The organism is Streptomyces dysideae, from assembly GCF_001514305.1.
Lineage (GTDB): Bacteria > Actinomycetota > Actinomycetes > Streptomycetales > Streptomycetaceae > Streptomyces > Streptomyces dysideae.
The window spans coordinates 18,797-37,043 of sequence record NZ_KQ949125.1 but is presented as its reverse complement, the minus strand read 5'-3'; the positions used below and the strand labels follow the sequence as shown (position 1 = coordinate 37,043).

At 69.6% G+C, this 18,247-nt stretch carries 14 protein-coding genes; 3 read left to right on the top strand and 11 right to left on the bottom strand.

The annotated features are described in order from the left end of the window. Positions 1 to 30 precede the first annotated feature (30 nt). From AQJ91_RS44125 to AQJ91_RS44115, 3 genes are read right to left on the bottom strand one after another with little or no spacing between them, the layout of a single operon-like run. Positions 31 to 1,335 carry an MATE family efflux transporter gene (locus AQJ91_RS44125; protein WP_234383403.1) on the bottom strand — a complete coding sequence of 435 codons (1,305 nt, stop codon included), beginning with the start codon at positions 1,333 to 1,335 and terminating at the stop codon, positions 31 to 33. Beyond that, positions 1,332 to 3,026 (bottom strand): lipopolysaccharide biosynthesis protein, encoded by a 1,695-nt coding sequence (locus AQJ91_RS44120; protein WP_067034527.1) that lies wholly within the window; start codon positions 3,024 to 3,026, stop codon positions 1,332 to 1,334. The genes AQJ91_RS44125 and AQJ91_RS44120 overlap by 4 nt, the downstream gene beginning before the upstream one ends. A gap of 4 nt (positions 3,027 to 3,030) precedes the next feature. After that, positions 3,031 to 4,227 carry a glycosyltransferase gene (locus tag AQJ91_RS44115; protein WP_067034584.1) on the bottom strand — a complete coding sequence of 399 codons (1,197 nt, stop codon included), beginning with the start codon at positions 4,225 to 4,227 and terminating at the stop codon, positions 3,031 to 3,033. Positions 4,228 to 4,586: 359 nt separating this feature from the next. Here AQJ91_RS44115 and AQJ91_RS44110 point away from each other — a divergent pair, with 359 nt between their 5' ends. After that, a complete protein-coding gene (locus AQJ91_RS44110; RefSeq protein ID WP_067034523.1) occupies positions 4,587 to 5,066 on the top strand; it encodes an FAD synthase family protein in 480 nt (159 codons plus the stop codon). Here AQJ91_RS44110 and AQJ91_RS44105 read toward each other — a convergent pair. After that, on the bottom strand, positions 5,026 to 5,745 hold the full coding sequence (locus AQJ91_RS44105) for a CDP-alcohol phosphatidyltransferase family protein (protein WP_067034520.1): 720 nt from the start codon (positions 5,743 to 5,745) through the stop codon (positions 5,026 to 5,028). The genes AQJ91_RS44110 and AQJ91_RS44105 overlap by 41 nt on opposite strands. Before the next feature lie 570 nt (positions 5,746 to 6,315). Between AQJ91_RS44105 and AQJ91_RS44100 the strand changes: the two genes are divergently transcribed. Then, positions 6,316 to 6,708 carry a hypothetical protein gene (locus AQJ91_RS44100; RefSeq protein WP_079085667.1) on the top strand — a complete coding sequence of 131 codons (393 nt, stop codon included), beginning with the start codon at positions 6,316 to 6,318 and terminating at the stop codon, positions 6,706 to 6,708. 5 nt (positions 6,709 to 6,713) lie between these two features. Next, entirely contained in the window at positions 6,714 to 7,382 is a 669-nt protein-coding gene (locus AQJ91_RS44095; protein WP_199848185.1) for a nucleotidyl transferase AbiEii/AbiGii toxin family protein, read from the top strand. A gap of 135 nt (positions 7,383 to 7,517) precedes the next feature. Here the strand turns inward: AQJ91_RS44095 and AQJ91_RS44090 are convergent, their stop codons facing one another. The 7 genes from AQJ91_RS44090 to AQJ91_RS44060 form a co-directional block, all read right to left on the bottom strand. After that, positions 7,518 to 10,820, bottom strand: coding sequence for a type ISP restriction/modification enzyme (locus AQJ91_RS44090; RefSeq protein ID WP_234383402.1), 3,303 nt, complete (start codon positions 10,818 to 10,820; stop codon positions 7,518 to 7,520). A gap of 786 nt (positions 10,821 to 11,606) precedes the next feature. Further along, entirely contained in the window at positions 11,607 to 12,737 is a 1,131-nt protein-coding gene (locus AQJ91_RS44085; protein WP_067034511.1) for an XdhC family protein, read from the bottom strand. Positions 12,738 to 12,910: 173 nt separating this feature from the next. Continuing rightward, positions 12,911 to 15,106, bottom strand: coding sequence for a xanthine dehydrogenase family protein molybdopterin-binding subunit (locus AQJ91_RS44080; protein ID WP_067034508.1), 2,196 nt, complete (start codon positions 15,104 to 15,106; stop codon positions 12,911 to 12,913). Next, positions 15,103 to 16,083: an FAD binding domain-containing protein gene (locus tag AQJ91_RS44075; protein ID WP_067034505.1), complete on the bottom strand. Its 981-nt coding sequence runs from the start codon at positions 16,081 to 16,083 to the stop codon at positions 15,103 to 15,105. The genes AQJ91_RS44080 and AQJ91_RS44075 overlap by 4 nt, the downstream gene beginning before the upstream one ends. Positions 16,084 to 16,095: 12 nt before the next feature. After that, positions 16,096 to 16,737, bottom strand: a complete 642-nt coding sequence (locus AQJ91_RS44070) for a (2Fe-2S)-binding protein (RefSeq protein ID WP_067034502.1) — start codon at positions 16,735 to 16,737, stop codon at positions 16,096 to 16,098. A 233-nt stretch (positions 16,738 to 16,970) separates the two neighbouring features. Continuing rightward, positions 16,971 to 17,384, bottom strand: a complete 414-nt coding sequence (locus AQJ91_RS44065) for a (R)-mandelonitrile lyase (protein ID WP_067034498.1) — start codon at positions 17,382 to 17,384, stop codon at positions 16,971 to 16,973. Positions 17,385 to 17,436: 52 nt separating this feature from the next. Continuing rightward, on the bottom strand, positions 17,437 to 18,204 hold the full coding sequence (locus AQJ91_RS44060) for an SDR family NAD(P)-dependent oxidoreductase (protein WP_067034495.1): 768 nt from the start codon (positions 18,202 to 18,204) through the stop codon (positions 17,437 to 17,439). Positions 18,205 to 18,247 lie beyond the last annotated feature (43 nt).

The window sequence follows — 18,247 nt, the reverse complement described above, 5'->3', positions numbered from 1 at the left end:
GGACTGCCGGGTCAGTGCCCCGGCATGCTCTCAGCCCGTGGGGACTGCCGGAACGGTCGCGGCCGTGGGCCGCTCCTCCGCGCGCAGGCGGGCGACGCGTGCCCAGGCCGCCATCGCCTTCAGCGCGGAACCCGCGGCCAGTCCCCAGGCCGCGCCCAGCGCCGAGCCGCTCAGCAGGTATCCGCCGAGCATGAGGACGACCGAGAGCAGCGAGAACACCACCTGCACCGACAGGGTGGCGCGCGGGCTGAGCACGCGCAGGGTCACCAGGGCACAGGTGCCCAGGCCCATCACCGCGTACTGAGCACCCGAGGCGGGCAGCAGCGCGGAAGCCGACTGCCAGGTGGCGCCGAGAAGTTGGCGTCCCACGCCGTCGGGCAAGGCGTAGAGCACCAGCCCCCAGGCGAGGCCGACGGCGCAGAGCACAAGGCCGAGCACGGCGGCGGCGCGGACGGTGGCCCGGCGACCTCGGAGACGGCCCAGCAGCGGCGGCCCGAACGCGTTGACCGAGTTGAACAGGACGTTGAGCGGGCCGAAGAGCGTGGTGGCCCCGCGCAGCGCTCCGACCGCCAGCGGGGCGGCGAACAGCCCGAGGCCCAGTACGGCGAGCTGGCTGGAGGCGTTGCCCGCGGCGAACTCCACCGCGAAGCGCTGTCCGAGGTGACCCCGGCGTACATAGGACAGCAGGTCGGCTCGGGCGCCGCGCACGTGGGGCCACAGCAGGCGCAGGCCGAGCAGCAGCGCCGGCACGGCCGACAGTCCCCAGACGGCCACGAGCAGCCCCGGCGCCGCATGCCGGGGCTGGAGCAGCAGCGCGGGCACCACGCACACCAGGCGCAGGCTGTCCGCGGCCAGCGCCAGGCCGGGGCGCCGCAGGGTGGAGAACGCGTACCGCAACCCGTCCTGCACCAGCACCAGCGGCAGGACGAGCCCCAGGGCGAGGAAGGCCCCGCCCGGCCCGGTCCAGCCCCCGGTGACAACGGCGGTGACCGCGCCGACGGCGGCGAGCAGGGCGCCGACGGCGGTGGCGGCCAGCGCGGTGAAGAAGACCGCGGACCGGCAGGCGGCCCCGGTGACCGCGGTGTCGCCCCGGGTGAGGACGACGGCCTGGCCCACGTACGCCATGTTGAGGCCCAGCAGCACCGTGAAGGTCAGGTAGACCATCGAGAAGGTGGCGAACCCGTACGCGGTGGAGACGCGGGCGGCGATCACCAGCACGGCGATGTTGGTGAGGCTGGACGCCGCCTGGTCGAGCACAGAGGCGAACGCGGCCGTCGAACCCCGCGGTACGCGCGGCGGGTCGGACGTCGGCGGCTTCTCCCCCGGCGCGGTCACCGGTCCCCCGAGCCGACGGTGCGCAGCGTGATCGTGGTGCTGCCGTCGTCGTCCCGGTGCCGCTCGTGCTCGGCGCGGGTGTTGGGCGGAGCGGGGCGGGCTGCCGGACTCCCGGTTCCACGGCGCCGGTTGTCACTGCGGGCGGCGCTCCGCGCTCCGCCCCGGCGCGACTCGGTGTGCGTCACCGCACCGAGCACGGTGCCGCCCGCGCCGGCGATCAGCTCACGGATACGAACGAGGTCGGCGCGGTGCACGGTGCGCGGGTCGCAGACGATGAGCACCCCGTCGACACGGTCGACGAGCGCGAGGGCGTCGGCGTAGGCAAGGACGGGCGGGGCGACGACCACGACGGTGGCATCGGGATCGTCGGCCTCGGCGATCAGCCGGGTGGTCCGCGCGGAGGTCAGCGCGCGCGGGACGTTGCGCACCCGCTCGCCGGGGACGAGGCCGAAGGTCCCGGACTCGCCCGCGTCGACCACGAGTTGGCCGTGACCGGGCCACTCTCCCTCGGCGTGCTCAGCGGTGCGGCTCCAGCGGGGCCGGGAGGTGGCGGACACGTCGAGCCGTTCGGAGAGGGACGGGGTGCGCAGATCGGCCTCCACGAGCAGCGCGTTCTTGCCGGTCTCCGCGAAAGAGGCGGCGAGGTTGACCGCGACGGCCACGCTCGATTCCATGGAGCCGCGCGGAGCGACGACGAGCAGGCGGCGCCGGTCGGCGAACCTCTCGTCGTAGGCGAGCCGGAAGGCGATCGAGCGGTACTCCTCGGCCGCCCGGGAGTCGGCGCGGCCGACCACCAGGGCCCCCGCCGAGTCGCGCGGCAGCGCGCCGAGGACGGGACCGCGCACCGCACGGGCCACGTCCCCGGCCGAGCGCGGCGCGGGATCGAAGACCAGGCGCACCCAGGCGCCGAGCAGACCGAGGCCGATACCGACGAGGCCGCCCAGGCCGAGCGAGAGGGGCAGGCCCGGCCCGTCGGACGAGGTGGGGACGGTGGCGTTGCGGATCACGTTGCCGGGCGTCATGTCGAGCGCCTTCAGACTGGTGATCTTGCCGCGGAGGTCGGTGATGCGGTTGAGCAGGTTGGCCTGCACCGCGTAGGCGGAGTCCGCGGCAGACCCGTCGGGCAGTTGCTTGATCCGCTGGGAGAGTTCGTCGTTCTGCTTGGCGACGGGATTGAGCTGGTCCTGCAGGCTCTTGAGCATCGCCCCCCGGACGGACTCCCACTGCTCCTTGCGCAGGTCGATGTAGGACCGCGTGAGGGCGTCGGCGCGGCGCGCCGCCTCCTTGGGATCGGAGGCGTTGTACGTGAAGTGCAGCACGAGGGTCTGCGGCGGGTTGGTGACCTGGAGCCCGTCCTGGAGCCGGTCGACCTCGTCCGCTTCCATCCCGAGTCGCTTCGCGGCGCCTTCGGCGACCGCGCGGCTGAGCGCCGTCTGCCGCTCGGACCCCATGTTGATCGCCTTGTCGCTGGAGAGGGTCGGCGCGAAGGGGTCGCTGGTAGGGGCACGCAGCACGATGTCGGTGGTGGCGGCGTAGCTGTTGGCGCCGGTGATGCCGAGCCAGGCACCGGCCAGCAGTCCGACGCAGACGCCGACGCCGATCAGCCAGCGGTAGCGCAACAGTTGACGGAACTGCTCGCGCAACTGCTCCGGCTCGTCCTCCGCCCGGACGGAAACGTGTGTGTCGCTCACCTGCCTAGCCCCCCAACGCCTCGTCGATCAGCGCGTCGATCCGCGCAAGACCCGCCTCCCGTGACAGATGAGCAGCCACATGGCGGGGCCCCGCCGCCCCCAACCCGTCCGCCATCGCCGGATCTTCGGCGAGTCTACGCACTGCTGACAGGAAATGATCAGGATTCTCCGGTTCCACGAGCATTCCGGCACCGGAGCGCAACACCTCGCGGGCCGTCCCTCCTTCGGCGGCGACGGAGGCGACCACCGGACGGCCGGCCGCGAAATAGGAGGTGAGCTTGGACGGGACGCTCATGTCGAGGACGGAGGCGCGCTGGGTCACGGCGAGCACGTCGGCTGCGGCCAGCACGTCGGGGAAGTCGGCGTCGGCCACCGGAGGCAGGAACTCCAGGTTGGGCAGTCCCTCGGCGCGACGGGCGAGGTGCTCGCGCTGGTTGCCGTCGCCCATCAGCACGATCCGGGTGGCCGGATCTCGGCGGGCCGCCTCCACCAGCACGTCCAGCCCCTGCTTGAGGCCCATGTTGCCGGAGTGCAGGACCACGGTCTGCTCCGGCCGCCAGCCGAGGCGCTCACGGGTGCGGGCACGGGGTGCCGAAGGCGCCTGTATGTGCGACCAGTTGGGCACCAGGCGGATGCGTCCGGGATCCACGCCCATGGCCCGCACCCGCTCGACGAACGTCTCGTGAATGACGCCGACGAGGGTGGCGCGCCGCAGCACCCACGACTCCGCACGCTCGGCCAGCTCGGCGGCGCGGCCGCCGCCCTGGATGCCGGACTGCGCGGCGGCGGCGCCCATGAGGTCCTGCACGACCGGCACGTACGGGGCGTGGTGCCGGGCGGCGATACGGGCGCCGAGCACTCCTCCGGCGAGGCTGGGCAGTTGGGCGAGCACGGCGTCGACGTGGCCGGTGCCGGGTGGTGCGACGAGACCGTGGACGAGGATCGAACTCTCGAACAGGGCTCTGCGCAGGGCGCTTTGGCGCGAGGGGACGCTGTGCCGGCGGCGGTGCACGGTGACCCCGGAACGCCGCTCGGTGGCCCGCCACACCCTGCGGTAGGCGGGGTCGAGGCTCCAGGAAGGGTAGTGCGGGAGCCCGGCGAGGACGTGGGTGTCGTGCCCGCGGCTCGCCCAGTGCTCGGCGATGCCGGTGGCGTACGGGCCGATACCGGTGTGCTCGGGAGAGTAGTTGGTGGACACCAGGAGCAACCGGCGTCCGGACGGGGCGACTTCGCCCTCCCCGCCGATGGCCGCGGTGACGTCCGGCTCGGTGGTGCGCTGCGTCGGAACGGAGCCCGCGGTGCGAGCAGCCCCGCTTCCGCCCCGATCACGACGCTCGTCGTGGGTATGTGTCACGCGACGAAACCTTCCCCCCGGCCGCCACTGCGGCCTCCCCTGTGTGTCCGCGTCCCACGGGCCCCCGCCCCTGGTCGGAAGTGAACCTGGACGCACCCTAATTGTTCACCCTCCGGGCACCGAGCATGAACGCTATCGTCAAAGTCCGCACATCCCCGCAAAGGTGTGTGCGTTGGGGGGACACCATCGATCGAGGGGGGCATCTGTTGCCATCGAGCAAGCCGTATCGCGTGGGCTACGCGCCGGGCGCCTACGACCTTTTCCACATCGGGCACTTGAACATCCTGCGCCACGCACGCGCCCAGTGCGACTACCTGGTGGCAGGCGTGGTCTCGGACGAGATGGCCGAACGGGCCAAGGGCCGACGGCCGATGATCCCGCTGGTCGAGCGGCTGGAGATCGTCCGCAGCATCCGCCACGTGGACGCCGCGTTCGTCGAGACCGTGCCGGACAAACTGGAGACGTGGCAGCAGGTGCGCTTCGACGTGCTGTTCAAGGGCGACGACTGGCGGGACACGCCGAAGGGGGAGCAGCTGGAGCGGGACTTCGCCACCGTGGGCGTAGACGTCGTCTACTTCCCGTACACCGTGCACACGTCGAGCACCCAGCTGCGACGTGCCATCGATGCCCTCGACGGGAGCCGGTTCACCGACGAACTGCGGACAGCTCCCGGAACCACTTGGTGAGGAAGGCGACGAGGAAGAGCGCGGCGGCGACGGCAAGGACGGTGTAGGCCCACCGAAATGTGCCACCGCCGCCGAGCAGCAGGAAGACCAGGCAGAACACCCCGTGGTCTACCGGGAGCAGGGCCATCGCGCGTGCCGTGGAGGGTGCGGCACGGTCGCCCGGGGCCGCCTTGGGCTTGAGCTGCTCGGTGAGCAGTCCGCCGAAGAACGTGACGACGGCGGCGAGTTGGAAGCCGAGCGGCACCAGCAGCCAACCGTCGGCCGTGGTCCCGAAGTGAGCGGGGTGGCGGTAGAAGGAGATCAGCACGGCGGTGTGCAGTGCGGTGATCTTGGCGCAGTCGACCACATGGTCGAGCCATTCGCCCACCGCGCTGCCGCCGCCGCGCAGCCGGGCGAGCTGCCCGTCGGCGGAGTCGAAGGCGAAACCGACCGCGAGCCCGAGCCACACCACGAAGCCCGCAGCCCAGGTGGGCGCGGCGAGCGCCGCCACCACGACCGCCGCGAAGCTGAACGCCGCACTGATCATGGTGACGTGATTGGGCGTCAGTCCGAGCCGGTACGCCCCGGCGGCGAGATACCGGCCAGCAGGCCGGTTCACGAACCGCGAGTACAGCGATACCCCCTTCGCGCTCTTCTGCGCGGACTTCAGCCGTATCAGCGCGGACGTCGTACTGCTCATCGATCCCCCCGGACCTCATGACCTCACCGGTCGCTCCCCTGATCCACATCATCACAGGTGATGGCGCACGATGACGAACGATCAGAGTACTGACCCGAAACGACGGGCGTCGTCACGGCGTCGGGTGCGGAGCAGGGGTCCGGCGGCTCTGGCGCGCAAACCGCCACCTGAGCACCGGCAACCGCAGCTCAGGCAGCAGATCGTCAAATGAGCGTCATTTCAGCGTCAACCCACACCGCACACATAATGCGCACCGCACAAAACCGCAGGTCAGGAGCCCTTCGTGGCCGGTTCAAGGATCGCCACGCACTCCACGTGGTGGGTCATCGGAAAGATGTCGGCCTGATCAGGTAGTGGAAAAGACCAGGTCAGAGCACCTTTCTCGGCTCGCCGCCCAGCGTGAGGGCGCCCAGAGCGTCAAACGAGCGTCACGGCCGACAGCCCGTCCCGCCTACTCGGGACAGACCGAGCTGCTACGACCAGTTCCCCAGCAGGCTCCGTCCCGCTCACTCCAGACGCCAGCTGGCTCATCATGACCCGCGCCACTTCTCTGGCCGCCATAATGGACTCATGCCCTCCAGCTCACAGCACACCGCACCCACACCGAGCGACCTCTCGGGCGCGGTCGCCGAGGACCTCGCGCTGTACCGGGAGAAGTTCCGGCGACGTCTGCCGGAGTCGCTGGACGAGTTGCACGGCCCGACCCAGGGGATCGTGGATCTGCCGCTGCACATGGCCTGGTCGGGAATGACCTCGTACGACATGAGCAAGCCTCGCCAGCGCATGGGCCTGTACCGCACCGTCCTGCACGAGGGCCTGCGCGACGACCTTCCCCGCTACCTCAACCAGGACTTGCTCCTCCAGCTGTGGCCGGTGCTGCGCACGCTCGTCGGTCGCACCGTGCGCGCCGTATGGGAAGACGCCTTCCCCCAGCTCGCCTCCCGCACCCGGGCAGCCGCGTGACGGACATGCCGGAGCTGCACGCGCGGCTCCTGGCGGATGTGATCGCGCTCGGCTCGCCATATCCCCTGGTCCTCACCGGTGGATATGCCGTACGGGCGCACCGCCTCGTGAACCGCCCCAGCCAGGACCTTGATGTCGCCACCGAGAACCCGGCGCCCATGACCGATATCGCCGCCACGCTCCGGGCCGGCCTGGAAGCCCGTGGCTGGAAGGTGCACGCGCTGGAGACCGCTCCGCTGTCCGCCCGCTTCACCGTGGCTGACCCAGCCACCGGGCAGGAGTGCGAAGTCGACATCCTCAAGGAGATCTTCTGGCGGCCGGTCGCCCAGAGCCCGTACGGGCCCGTCCTCGCGGAGGAGGACGTGATCGGAACCAAGGTCCGCGCCCTCGCCGACCGCGGAGCGCCCCGCGACCTGATCGACGTTTTCGCAGCCTCCCGCCGCAGGACCAACGCCGAGCTCGAGGAGTTCGGCCGCCGCCACGCCCGCGGCCGCTTCGAGCGCGAGGATCTGCAGTCGAACCTCACGGGCGCCGAGTGGACCGACGACGAAGCCTTCGCCGCCTATGGACTCGATGACGCCACCATCACCGCTCTGCGCACCTGGGCCGTAGATTGGGCCGACGACCTCGCGGCCCGTCTCCTCGAAGAGGCCCATGATCCGGACATCGACTGAGCGCGTCCGGAGGAGAGCACATCTGAAGGCGATCAGAGCAAGAGCCCGGAGATGCACACAAGATGATGTCGAGACAGTCCCACCCGCAGACGGCGTTGCGACGACCCACCCATGGCACCGAGTCAGGCAGCAACTCTACGGGTCTTGTCGCTTCCTGCGAGGCGACTGCGCAGCGCCAGAATTCCTGCTCCTCCGTGACCGCGCCATCGGAGCGGTGGCCGACGAGCTCTTCTCTGCGGTGAGTGGCCTTACGGCGTGCGGCTCGCGCGCCTCGATTCCCTCGGTACCAGGGATGGGGTCGGTCTGTATCGGTGCGGGAGCAGAACGACGGGCGGTTTCCGGGACGGGTAGGACGTTCCGACGCTGCAACTCGGCGACGCTGACCAGCGGTGACGTGAGAACACGGTCGAGCAGCTCATTCTGAGCCGACTGCAGCTCGACCAGATGCCACAGGACGGCCAGCACGTGCTGGAGTTCCTCGCTCCAGGCAGGCTGCCACCGGTCGGGCCGGATGTGGTCCAGCTGACTGACGGCCCTGCGAGACGGCGGTCCCGTCCTGCGTTTCAACCAGCCGTCGAGAACGTTCTGTCCGCTGACCTGGTAATCCCGCATTTGTTGAGTCACCGACACGAAAACACCTTGGCCGAAGTGGAGTTCGAGACGGTCGGGATCGTAGACGAAGCTCTCGGGCAATTCGTCCCTGCCGACCTGTCTCCGGTACGTGATCGCCGGCTGTGCGGTCGCCCAGACTTCCTGGGGCCCGCCGGGCCTCCCTGCCACCGGGTCCACGAGCCTCTCTCCGAAGGTGGAGGCCCAGATCACCTTCCGCCCGATGTGCAGCGCCTCCGACCACAGGGCGGCGTCACCGGTGAGGGGTACGCGGACGCCGATGGTGGTGAGTTCGTCGTCGAAGCGGGAGCGGAAACCGGGGTGGGCCGTGATCGCGGCGATGTACGCGATCAAGTCCTCGGCGGAGACAGCCAGACCGCCGAAGGAGTTACGAAGGTGCTGGAGAAGGCCAGGGGTCGCATTGGGGGTGCCGTCCTTCTGCAGGAAGGGGATCACCCTGCCACCACCCCAGCCGGCGAAGTGATGCATATCCGGCATCAGCGCGGTGAACAGAGTGGCGGGGCCGTCACCGAACCGTTCGGAGTGCAGTTCCACCATGTGTATCTGGCCCTCGGCCCGGTTCTCCCACAGCTCCGGCGAGCATCTGTCGAGGACCCTGTTGTCCGGAATGATCCACTGCCGATCGAACGGGCGGAAGGCCACAGGCACCGGTTCCGGACACTCGGGACCTGCCTCCAGCATCGACCGCCTTCGCTGTGCCGAGCCCGGGAGCGGCTTGACCGGCCGATCGACGGTACGGCCGCCCTTGGTCTCCCTGAACAGGGCGCGCTTCTCGGCAATGTCCGTCTCGGCGGTCAACCTCCGCCACCGGGAGCGCAGCGTGTCGGGGTCCGAGGAGTAGACCCACGTCCGCTTGGGCAAGATGCCGGGTACTGTCCATGGCAGCAGATCATCCAATGCGGGATACGTATCCCATGCTCCGAGTGCAGCGGGCGTGAACGGGGCGTGGGCGTCCTGACGCACCGGACGCCACTGGTCGCTGTCCGGCCCGAGAGCCTCGAGCTGCGCGTACTTCTCCTCACGAGTGCTGCCGTCCAGGGCGACGTACCTGATGTGGGCAGGTTCAGTGTCGGCCCTGCTGCGGACGAACACGGCGATCGTCAGTTGCTGCTGAACGCCCTCGAAGAGGCGTGTTCGCAACGGTGGCTGGATACCCTCCGGGCTGAGGTCGATGATCCAGCCCTCCGAACAAGTCTCACGCAGGTATTTCCTCATTCCTCGGAAACCAGGCCCGCTGAGGAAGCCTGCGGTACTGATGAAGGCGACGATTCCGCGGTCCGACTCGGAACGATGCTGTTCGAAGACCTTGAAGGTGGCCCAGCGCCAGAAGTAGACGTACAAGTTCTTGAGCTTGTTCTCGTGCACTCCGTTTCTGCCACCGAGGCGGAAGGCATCGAGCAGAGGTGCCTTGTCATCCCCCTCTCGGCCTTTCTCCACCCACCCGCCCTCCCCCTCGGCTCTCTCCCTGTCCGGCGGGTTGCTGATCATGACGGTGACCTTCTGCTCACGCTTGATCCAGTCCGCCTTGCGAGTGTTCTCGACCAGAGGATCGCCATCGGGCAGGAACGTGAAGAGCGTTGCCCTCTCATAAGGGTCTGCGAGGGTGTCGGCGAGATGGAGTCGCAGATCGCCGAGTTGAGTGTCGGTGACTTGCTTGCGGAGGGTCTGGGTGATCCTCATCTGGGCGACCGCATAGGCGGCCATCTGACGCTCGAAGCCGATCAGCCGGCCCGCCAGCTGTTCCACCGCTTCGCCGCGGAAGCCTTCCCCGCGGCGGGAGCGTTCTTCGGCGACCCTGTCGATAATCTCGCTGAGGAACGTGCCGGTGCCCATGGCGGGGTCTACAATCGTCACCTGCTCGTCCGCGAAGCCCTCCACGCAGCCCAGGCGGGTGCGCAGGACGGCGTCGGTGAAGCGGACCATCTCCTTCACCAGACGGGGCGGGGTGTAGTACGTGCCGGAGCGTTTACGCAGCTCGCGGTCGTATTCCTGGAGGAAATCCTCGTAAAGATGAACGTGGGCGTCGGGCGTCCGGGCTCGGATCGCCTCCCAGTCGACGGCGTCGATGACCTGCACGAGCGTGTCGATGCGGCGGGCGAACTCGGCGTCCACCGTCTCCGTCAGCAACTGCAGGGCTCGCCCCATCACCGTGTTCTCGGCCTTCAACTCACGTGCAACGTCAACGAAGTTACGGCCGGCGAGCGGTACGTTCTCGATACGGGCCAGCAGCAGGGCGAAGGCGATCGTCTGGGTGTAGCGGTCGGCGAAGAGGTGGTCGGGGTCTTGTCCATCGGTTGAGGGGAAGAGCACCTTGCTCCAGTGGTGCGCCAAGGCGGTGAAAGGCTTGGGGGCCCGCCGTCGGCTGCGAGGACCGTCTGGCGTTCTGCGTTCGAGGGCGAGCTGCTCCAGCACCTCCTCTCGCAGGTACTGGCACAGCGGAGCGATAGACGACACCAACTGGCCGACGGTGGTGATGCGTTGGGGCTGCCACCCGAGAAATTCCCGCAGCAGATCCCGAAACGCCGCTCCGTCGGCTTCGCTGGTACGCAACCGACTGCCGGACCGGTACAGATCACCTTCGAGCCGAACCGTGCGGAGAGGCCGCAAACCGCCTCGGTACAGGCACCAGGTGTGACCATTGCTGTACAGCACGTTGGGCAGCCGGCGCATCAGCTCCCACTGCTCCCGGTCCCGCTTCGTGAAGCCGTCGGGCGTGACGTCGTGCCCAGGCGCCTTCAGTTCCAGGAAGCCGGTGATGCGCCCCGATGTCTCCACCGCGTAGTCCGGACGCACACGGGCCTCGGGCAAGGGATACTCAGGATGAAGGCGAGGACTCAGCCTCCAGCGCGCCCCGAATGTCTCCACCAGCTTCGCCACCGGCAGGCTGATGGACGCCTCCGTGTCGCTGACCCGCAGACGCTCCCTGCACTCGGATCCAAAGTCCGCCACGAGAGCCCGTATCCACTCCTCCGGCATCTTGTCCCCCTCCAAGCTGTGGACGCGGACGGTGGATCACCGCAGACACAGCTTGTTGGAGGCGGAGGGACCGGCTCAGTGCGCACAGGGGGCGCGTGAGGGGCACAGACGGCGCGTTCCGTGACCGCTGGGAAAACAGGGGCGAATGTTGGTCATATCGATGTCGTCCTGCGCGACTTCCTCGACGAACGGGCCGGCAATGGAGACGAGCGTCATCCGAGCGTCAAAATTTTACTTTCCGCATCGCCACGTCGCCCGCGAGACCCGCGCCAGCCCTTGAAGCTGCAGCTCAGACCGTTCTGCACAAGCGAACCTCAGCCGACGCATTCCGCGAGCGAAAACAAGTCGAATCGACCACCTGGAAATACAAAGCAGCAGGTCAGGTTCCCTTCTCGGCACGTTCAAGAATAGCCACGCACTCCACGTGCGACGTCATCGGAAAGATGCCGGTCTGAGCGGGTCCCGAAAAATACCAGGTCAAAGGCCATTTGTCGGCTCGCTGTCGCGTCTGCGGGAGCCCGGAGCGTCAAACGAGCATCATGACGTACAGCACATCCCTCCTCTTCGGACCGAACAGGCCAGAGGGACGGTGAGCCAGTATCGGTTCGTGAGGTCGGCCTACCGGTAGCTCGTCAACGCCGACGGCCGGTGGATCGGGCCGGTGATCTGGGTCAGTGGCCGGCCCGTGCCGTGGTGGGCCTGGGCGATGATCTCCGCGGTGATGGAGACGGCTGTCTCCTCGGGTGTGGAGGCTCCGAGATCGAGGCCTATGGGGGAACGCAGCCGGGCCAACTGGCTCTCCGTGACGCCCTGCTCGCGCAGGCGGCGCATGCGCTCGTCGTGGGTGCGCCGGGAGCCCATGGCACCGACGTAGGCGACGGGCAGGTCGAGTGCCAGGCGAAGCAGGGGGATGTCGAACTTGGCGTCGTGCGTGAGGACGCATACGGCGGTGCGCTCGTCCACCTCGGTGCGTTCCAGGTAGCGGTGGGGCCAGTCGGCCACCACTTTGTCCGCGTGCGGGAAGCGGGCGGGAGTGGCGAAGACGGGGCGTGCGTCGCAGACGGTGACGTGGTGGCCCAGGAAGCGGCCGGCCTGGCTGAGGGCCGCGGCGAAGTCGACGGCACCGAAGACCAGCAGGCGCGGCCGGGACGCATGGACGTGGACGAGGACGGACAGGCGTTCGGGGCATTCGTCTGCCTGCCCGCCGATGTCGATGCGGGCGGTGCGGCCGGCCCGCAGCAGGGCCCTGGCCCGGTCGGCCACCGCCCGGTCCGCCGGGCCGCCGTCCACGCGCCCGTAGGCGGCATGGCCGCCGCCAAGCACGCTCAGCGTGGAGCCGAGGAGGCGCTCCGGGCCGTCCACGACCTGTGCCACGGCGACCGGTCGCCCTCGATCGATCTCGGAGAGGGCTGTGGACAGGTGCGGCTGGGCTGCGGGATCGATGCGCTGGACGAGGACGTCGAGTTCGCCGCCGCAGGTCAGGCCGACGGCGAAGGCGTCGTCGTCGGAGTAGCCGAACCAGGCCCGCTGCGGAGTGCCCCGGTCACGGAGCACCTGCCGGCACAGCTCGTAGACCGCGCCCTCGACGCAGCCGCCGGAGATGCTGCCGACGGCGTCGCCGTCCTCGTCCACCGCGACCGACGTACCGACCGGCAGAGGGGCGCTGCCGTGCACGCCGACGACGGTAGCCAGGGCGAAAGGGCGTGCCTCGCGGCACCAGCGGTGCAGTGTCTCCGCGATGTTCAGCATGGCCGTTGTTCTCCGTGGTTCGCGGTGGGGGGTGGGGTGGGCCGCCGCCGCGCCGCCGGGGAGCGCATACACGGCGGCGACCCTGGTAGGTCCGGCAGCCGGACGGGGGACCGTCCCCCACTGCCTTAAAGGCGTGGGGACCCCCAGCCGGACAGGCCGGTGGGGTGCCGGCGTCAGAGCAACGCCTCGGCCGTAATGGGCAGTTGGCGGACGCGGCGGCCGGTGGCGTTGAAGACCGCGTTGCCGATCGCGGCCGCCACACCCACCTGGACGACCTCGCCAAGCCCCTTGACGCCGAGCGCGTTGCCGTCGTTGTCCTCACCGTCCAGGTAGATCGCCCTGACCTCGGGGACGTCGGCGTTGACGGGGACGAGGTAGTCGGCCAGGTTGGCGTTGACGATCCGCCCGTCGCGGTGGTCGGTGACGGTGTGCTCCAGCAGGGCCGTGCCGATGCCGCCCACGATGCCGCCGATGGCCTGGCTGTCGGCGAGCTTGGGGCTGATGATCCGGCCCGCGTCGTACACCCCGAGCATCCGCCGCACCCGCACCAGACCCAGCGTCGCATCCACGGCGACCTCGGCGAAGGTCGCGTTGTAGGCGTGGTAGGAGTGCCGTGCGGGACTGGGAGGCCCGGTGTAGGAGCCGTTTGCTTCCAGGTGGGAGCGGTTGTTGCGGGCCAGCAGGCTGCGATACGTCTCACCGCGCGCCGGGTTGCCCTGCACATGCAGCCGGCCGCTGCGCACCACCACCTCGTCCGTGTCCACCCCGTACAGCGGCGACTCGCGGTCCTCGACAGCCAGCCTGATCGCCTGCTGCCGTACCTGGTTGCAGGCATCCACGACAGCGGTACCAACGCTGGCCATGGTCGACGAGCCGCCGTGCGGCGAGGTCCGCGGATACAGGGAGTCGCCGAGCCGGAAGGTGACCGTGCGCATGTTCAGCCCGAGTGCGTCCGCGGCGACCTGGGTCTGGGAGGTGTAGGTGCCCGGGCCCATGTCACTGGTGGCCGCCTCGACCACCGCGGTGCCGTCGGCGTCCAGGCGGGCCCGGGCATCCCCGGGATACCGCCCGGGGTCATAGACACCGGCGGCCATGCCCAGGCCGATCAGCCAGTCGCCATCACGCGTCGAGCGGGGCTTGGGACTGCGACGGTGCCAGCCGAACTCACGGGCGCCCACCGTGCAGCACTCGCGCAGCCGTCGGGTGGAGAACGGCAGATTGCTCGATTCGTCCTCGCTGGGCTCGTTGCGCCGGCGCAGCTCGATCGGGTCGATGCCGAGTTCGTGCGCGAGTTCGTCCATGGCCGACTCGATCACGAACGACGCCGAGGCGAAGCCGGGGCCGCGCATCCAGATCGGCGTGTTCACATCCAGCGGCACCGTCCGGTACGCCTGGCTGACGTGGGGCATGCTGTAGAGCATCTGCCCGGCGCCCATGACGGCCTCGGTGAACGTCTCGTACGAGGAGGTCTCGGCGTCGATGTCGTGGATGGCGGCGGACAGCCGACCGCGCCGGTCGCTGCCGAGGCGCAGACGGTACTCGTACGACGGCCGGAAACCGGTGCCGAAGTACATCTGCCTGCGGCTGAGCACCAGCTTGACCGGGCGGCCCGTCTCCCGCGCGGCCAGGGCGGCGACGGTGGTGTGCGGCCAGCAGCGCAGTCCGCTGCCGAAGCCTCCGCCGACGAACGGGTTGATGACGCGCACCGCATCCGCGGGCAGATCGAACACGGCGGCGAGCTCGTCATGCGTGCCCATCACCCACTGCGTCTTGTCCCACACGGTCAGCCTGTTGCCGTCCCAGCGGGCGATCGTGGCGTGCGGCTCCATCGGATTGTGGTGATTGCGCGCCAACTGGTAGGTCACGTCCAGCCGTACGGCCGAGGAGCGCAGGCCGGCCTCCGCGTCACCGCGCGCGTAGTCCGTCGGCTTGCCCGGCTCGGCCTCGGCGAGGTCCGTCGAGGGCTCCTGCGCGTCGTAGCCGACCTTGACCAGACTCGCCCCGTGCTGCGCGGCCTCCAGGGTCGTGGCCACGACGACGGCGACCGGCTGACCGTGGAAGAGCACCCGGTCGTCCTGGAAAACCCGAAGCCTGCGCCCGGGCGGGTTGTTGGAGCCGGAGTTGTCGCGGTACGGCAGCGTCGGCGCGTTGCCGTGATGGATCACCCGCAGCACGCCCCGGTGTTTTTCGGCGTCAGCCGTGTCGACGCCGGTGATACGGCCGCGGCCGATGGCCGCGTCGACGATGACGGCGTGCACCGCCCCGTCGGCGTCGTGCTCGGCGGCGTACAACGCCTGTCCGGTGACCTTGAGCCTGCCGTCCACCCGGGACAGCGGCGCGCCCACGGCTGCCTGCGGCTGGGGGCTCACTTGGTACCTCCTACGACGCGCAGCTGGCGTTCGACAGTGCGCTTGAGCAGCTCGACCTTGAACCGGTTGTGCTGAAGGGGACGGGCGCCGTCCGCCGCCTTCGCGGCAGCGGCCGACCAGAGGGCCTGCGAGGGGCGTTCACCGACGAGGTGCTGCTCGACGGCGGGCAGCTTCCAGGGCACGGTGCCCACGCCCCCCGCGGCGATCTTGGCCTGCCGTATCACTCCACCACGTACATGCAGCGCGACGGCCGCCGACGTCAGGGCGAACTCGTACGACTGCCGGTCACGCACCTTCAGATAGCCGGACCTGAGCGGGCGGGGAAGAGCGGGGATCTCTACTGCGGCGATCAACTCACCTTGGCGCAGGGCCTGTTCGCGCTGTGGGGTGCTGCCGGGACGCAACAGGAAGTCGACGAAGGGGACTTGGCGTGCACCGTCCGGGCCCAGCAGGTGCACCCGGGCCTCCAGAGCGGCGAACGCCACGGCCGCGTCGGAGGGGTGGGTGGCCACGCAGGCGTCGGAGGTCCCGAGGATGGCGTGCGTGCGGTTGTGGCCGTGCAGGGCGGCACAACCCGAGCCCGGCTCACGCTTGTTGCAGTCGGCGGTCACGTCCCGGAAGTACGTGCACCGGGTGCGCTGCATGATGTTGCCGCCGATGGTCGCCATGTTCCGCAGCTGGGCCGAAGCGCTCAGCTCCAGCGCCTCGGAGACGACGGGATACAGGGTGCGCACCTTGGCGTGGGCGGCGGCCTCGGACATGGTCACCAGGGCGCCGATCCGCAGTCCCCCCCGCTCGGTGACAGTGATCTCACCCAGCGGGAGGCCGGTGATGTCGACGAGGGTCTCGGGGCGTTCGACGGCCTCGCGCATGAGGTCGACCAGGGTGGTGCCCCCGGCTATGTAACGCCCGCCGCGACGACCGGCGTTGAGAGCTTCACGAGTGTCGGAGACGCGCGTGTAGGCAAAGGGATACATGGCGGCCGATCCTCACTTCCGGCCCGCGGTCTGCTCCACCGCGCGCACGATCTTGACGTAACAGCCGCAGCGGCAGATGTTTCCGCTCATCCACTCCCGGATCTCCTCCGGGGAACCGGTGTGCCCCTCCTGGACGCAACCCACCCCGGAGACGATCTGACCCGGGGTGCAGTATCCGCACTGGAAGGCGTCCTGGTCGATGAACGCCTGCTGCAACGGGTGGAGTTCGCCGCCGTCGGCCAGGCCCTCGATCGTGGTGACCTCGGTGCCCTCCAGCCGGACGGCGAGCGTCAGACAGGCGTTGACCCGGTGGCCGTCGACCAGCACGGTGCAGGCTCCGCAGGCCCCGGCGTTGCAGCCCTTCTTCGAGCCGGTCAGCCCGAGGTGCTCGCGCAGCAGGTCAAGGAGCGAGGTGCGGTTGTCGACCGTCACGGTCCGGCGGGTGCCGTTGACCGTCAGAGAGACCCGGCTGGAGGGCGACGCCCCCGCGGCGGTCGCCTCCTCCGGGAGGGCGATGAAGGCCCCTCCGGCCACGACGGCACCGCCGACCGCGGCGCTGGTGGCGATGAAGGTGCGCCGAGTGGGCACCGAGGAGAAGGGCTCGCCGGATCCGGTGGGGGGTGGAGCGGCAGACTCAGGGAGTTCAGTGGACATACGTACGCCTTCGTATCGCGGACGGATCGGCCGTACACAACAGCGGGACGAGAGAGTGGATCGTCGTCACCGGGAGAACCGGGCAACCGCGCTCTGGCAGCAGCGACTGGTCACCTGGGGAGTCTTGCACCGTCGGCAACGCTCGTGGCAGGGAGACTTTCCTCCCCCCTTGTCGCTCCATCAGGAGCGACCGGCCGACATCATCAGGGGCTGCGTGATCGATGGGCCGGGGGCTACTGGTTGCGGGTGCGGGGGCCGTTGTACTGCTGGTCGGTGACCGGCTCGGCCCAGGTGGTCTCGGGGGTGCCGTCGCCTGTGACCTCCCACAGAGCGATGTGTTCCATGAACCGGTCGGTGGCGGCACCGTGCCAGTGTTCCTCGTTCGGCGGGCAGGCCACGGTCTCCCCGGGGTGGGCCTCGAAGACGGTGCCGTCCCGGGTGCCGATCAGGGCGATCCCGGAAGCGACGTGCAGGGTCTGGCCCACTGCGTGGGAGTGCCAGTGGGTGCGGGCGCCCGGCGAGAAGCGGACCAGGTTGGCGCGCATCCGGGACGGATCCCGCCCTGCCACGATGACGTCCCACCACACGTCGCCGGTGAACCAGTCCGCCGGGGCCTTGCTGCTGGGCTGCTGCTTGATGAATTCCATGGTGTCTCTCAACTCTCCTTCGTGCAGCTCTCCCTTCGTGCGTGGGCTGTCTTCAGCGGGCGACGTAGCCGCCGTCCACGGGGAGGGCGACACCCACGACGAAGCCCGCTCCGGGGCTGCACAGCCACAGGACCGCCTGAGCGATGTCCTCGGCGGTGCCGAGGCGGTTGATGGGCTGGTTCGCCTCGGCCTCCGCCCGGTCGAGCTCCCCCTTGGCGATCATGTCGCTGACCATCGGGGTGTCGATGGTGCCGGGGCAGACGGCGTTGATGCGGATGCCGCGCGGGGCGTATTCGAGGGCGGCGCTGGTGGTCAGGCCGATGACTCCGTGCTTGGAGGCGTGGTACGAGGCGCGGCCGGGGAGGCCGACGAGGCCGCCGAGGGAGGAGCAGTTGACGATGGCGCCACTGCCCTGGGCGCGCATGTGCCGCAGCTCGTGTTTCATGCAGGCCCAGACGCCGCGGAGGTTGATGGCGTTGACGCGGTCGAACCGTTCGGCGGGTTCGTCGGCGGCGTCGCTGGGCGGGATCTGGATGCCGGCGTTGTTGTAAGCCATGTCGAGGCGGCCGAAGGTCTCCACGGTCCGGTCGACCGCGGCGGCGACCTGGTCCTCGTCGCTGACGTCGCAGGTCAGGGCGAGGACCTGGTGGCCGGCTCCGGTGAGTTCCTTCTCGGCCGCGTTCAGGGCCGTTTCGTCGATGTCGGTGAGGGCGACGGCGGCCCCGGACGCGGCGAACGCGCGGGCGGTCGCCAGGCCCATACCGGAGCCGGCCCCGGTGACGAGCGCGACCCGGCCGGTGAAGTCGTACGTGGGATTCACGTCGTGTTGTCCCTTCAGGCGCGGAGATATGGCAGCACCGCTG

What these genes read in the sequence shown, in the direction of transcription:
- AQJ91_RS44085 (WP_067034511.1), bottom strand. Translation starts at nt 12,737, where the DNA reads ATGCTGAACATCGCGGAGACACTGCACCGCTGGTGCCGCGAGGCACGC.
- AQJ91_RS44095 (WP_199848185.1), top strand. Translation starts at nt 6,714, where the DNA reads ATGCCGGAGCTGCACGCGCGGCTCCTGGCGGATGTGATCGCGCTCGGC.
- AQJ91_RS44075 (WP_067034505.1), bottom strand. Translation starts at nt 16,083, where the DNA reads ATGTATCCCTTTGCCTACACGCGCGTCTCCGACACTCGTGAAGCTCTC.
- AQJ91_RS44065 (WP_067034498.1), bottom strand. Translation starts at nt 17,384, where the DNA reads ATGGAATTCATCAAGCAGCAGCCCAGCAGCAAGGCCCCGGCGGACTGG.
- AQJ91_RS44100 (WP_079085667.1), top strand. Translation starts at nt 6,316, where the DNA reads ATGCCCTCCAGCTCACAGCACACCGCACCCACACCGAGCGACCTCTCG.
- AQJ91_RS44070 (WP_067034502.1), bottom strand. Translation starts at nt 16,737, where the DNA reads ATGTCCACTGAACTCCCTGAGTCTGCCGCTCCACCCCCCACCGGATCC.
- AQJ91_RS44105 (WP_067034520.1), bottom strand. Translation starts at nt 5,745, where the DNA reads ATGAGCAGTACGACGTCCGCGCTGATACGGCTGAAGTCCGCGCAGAAG.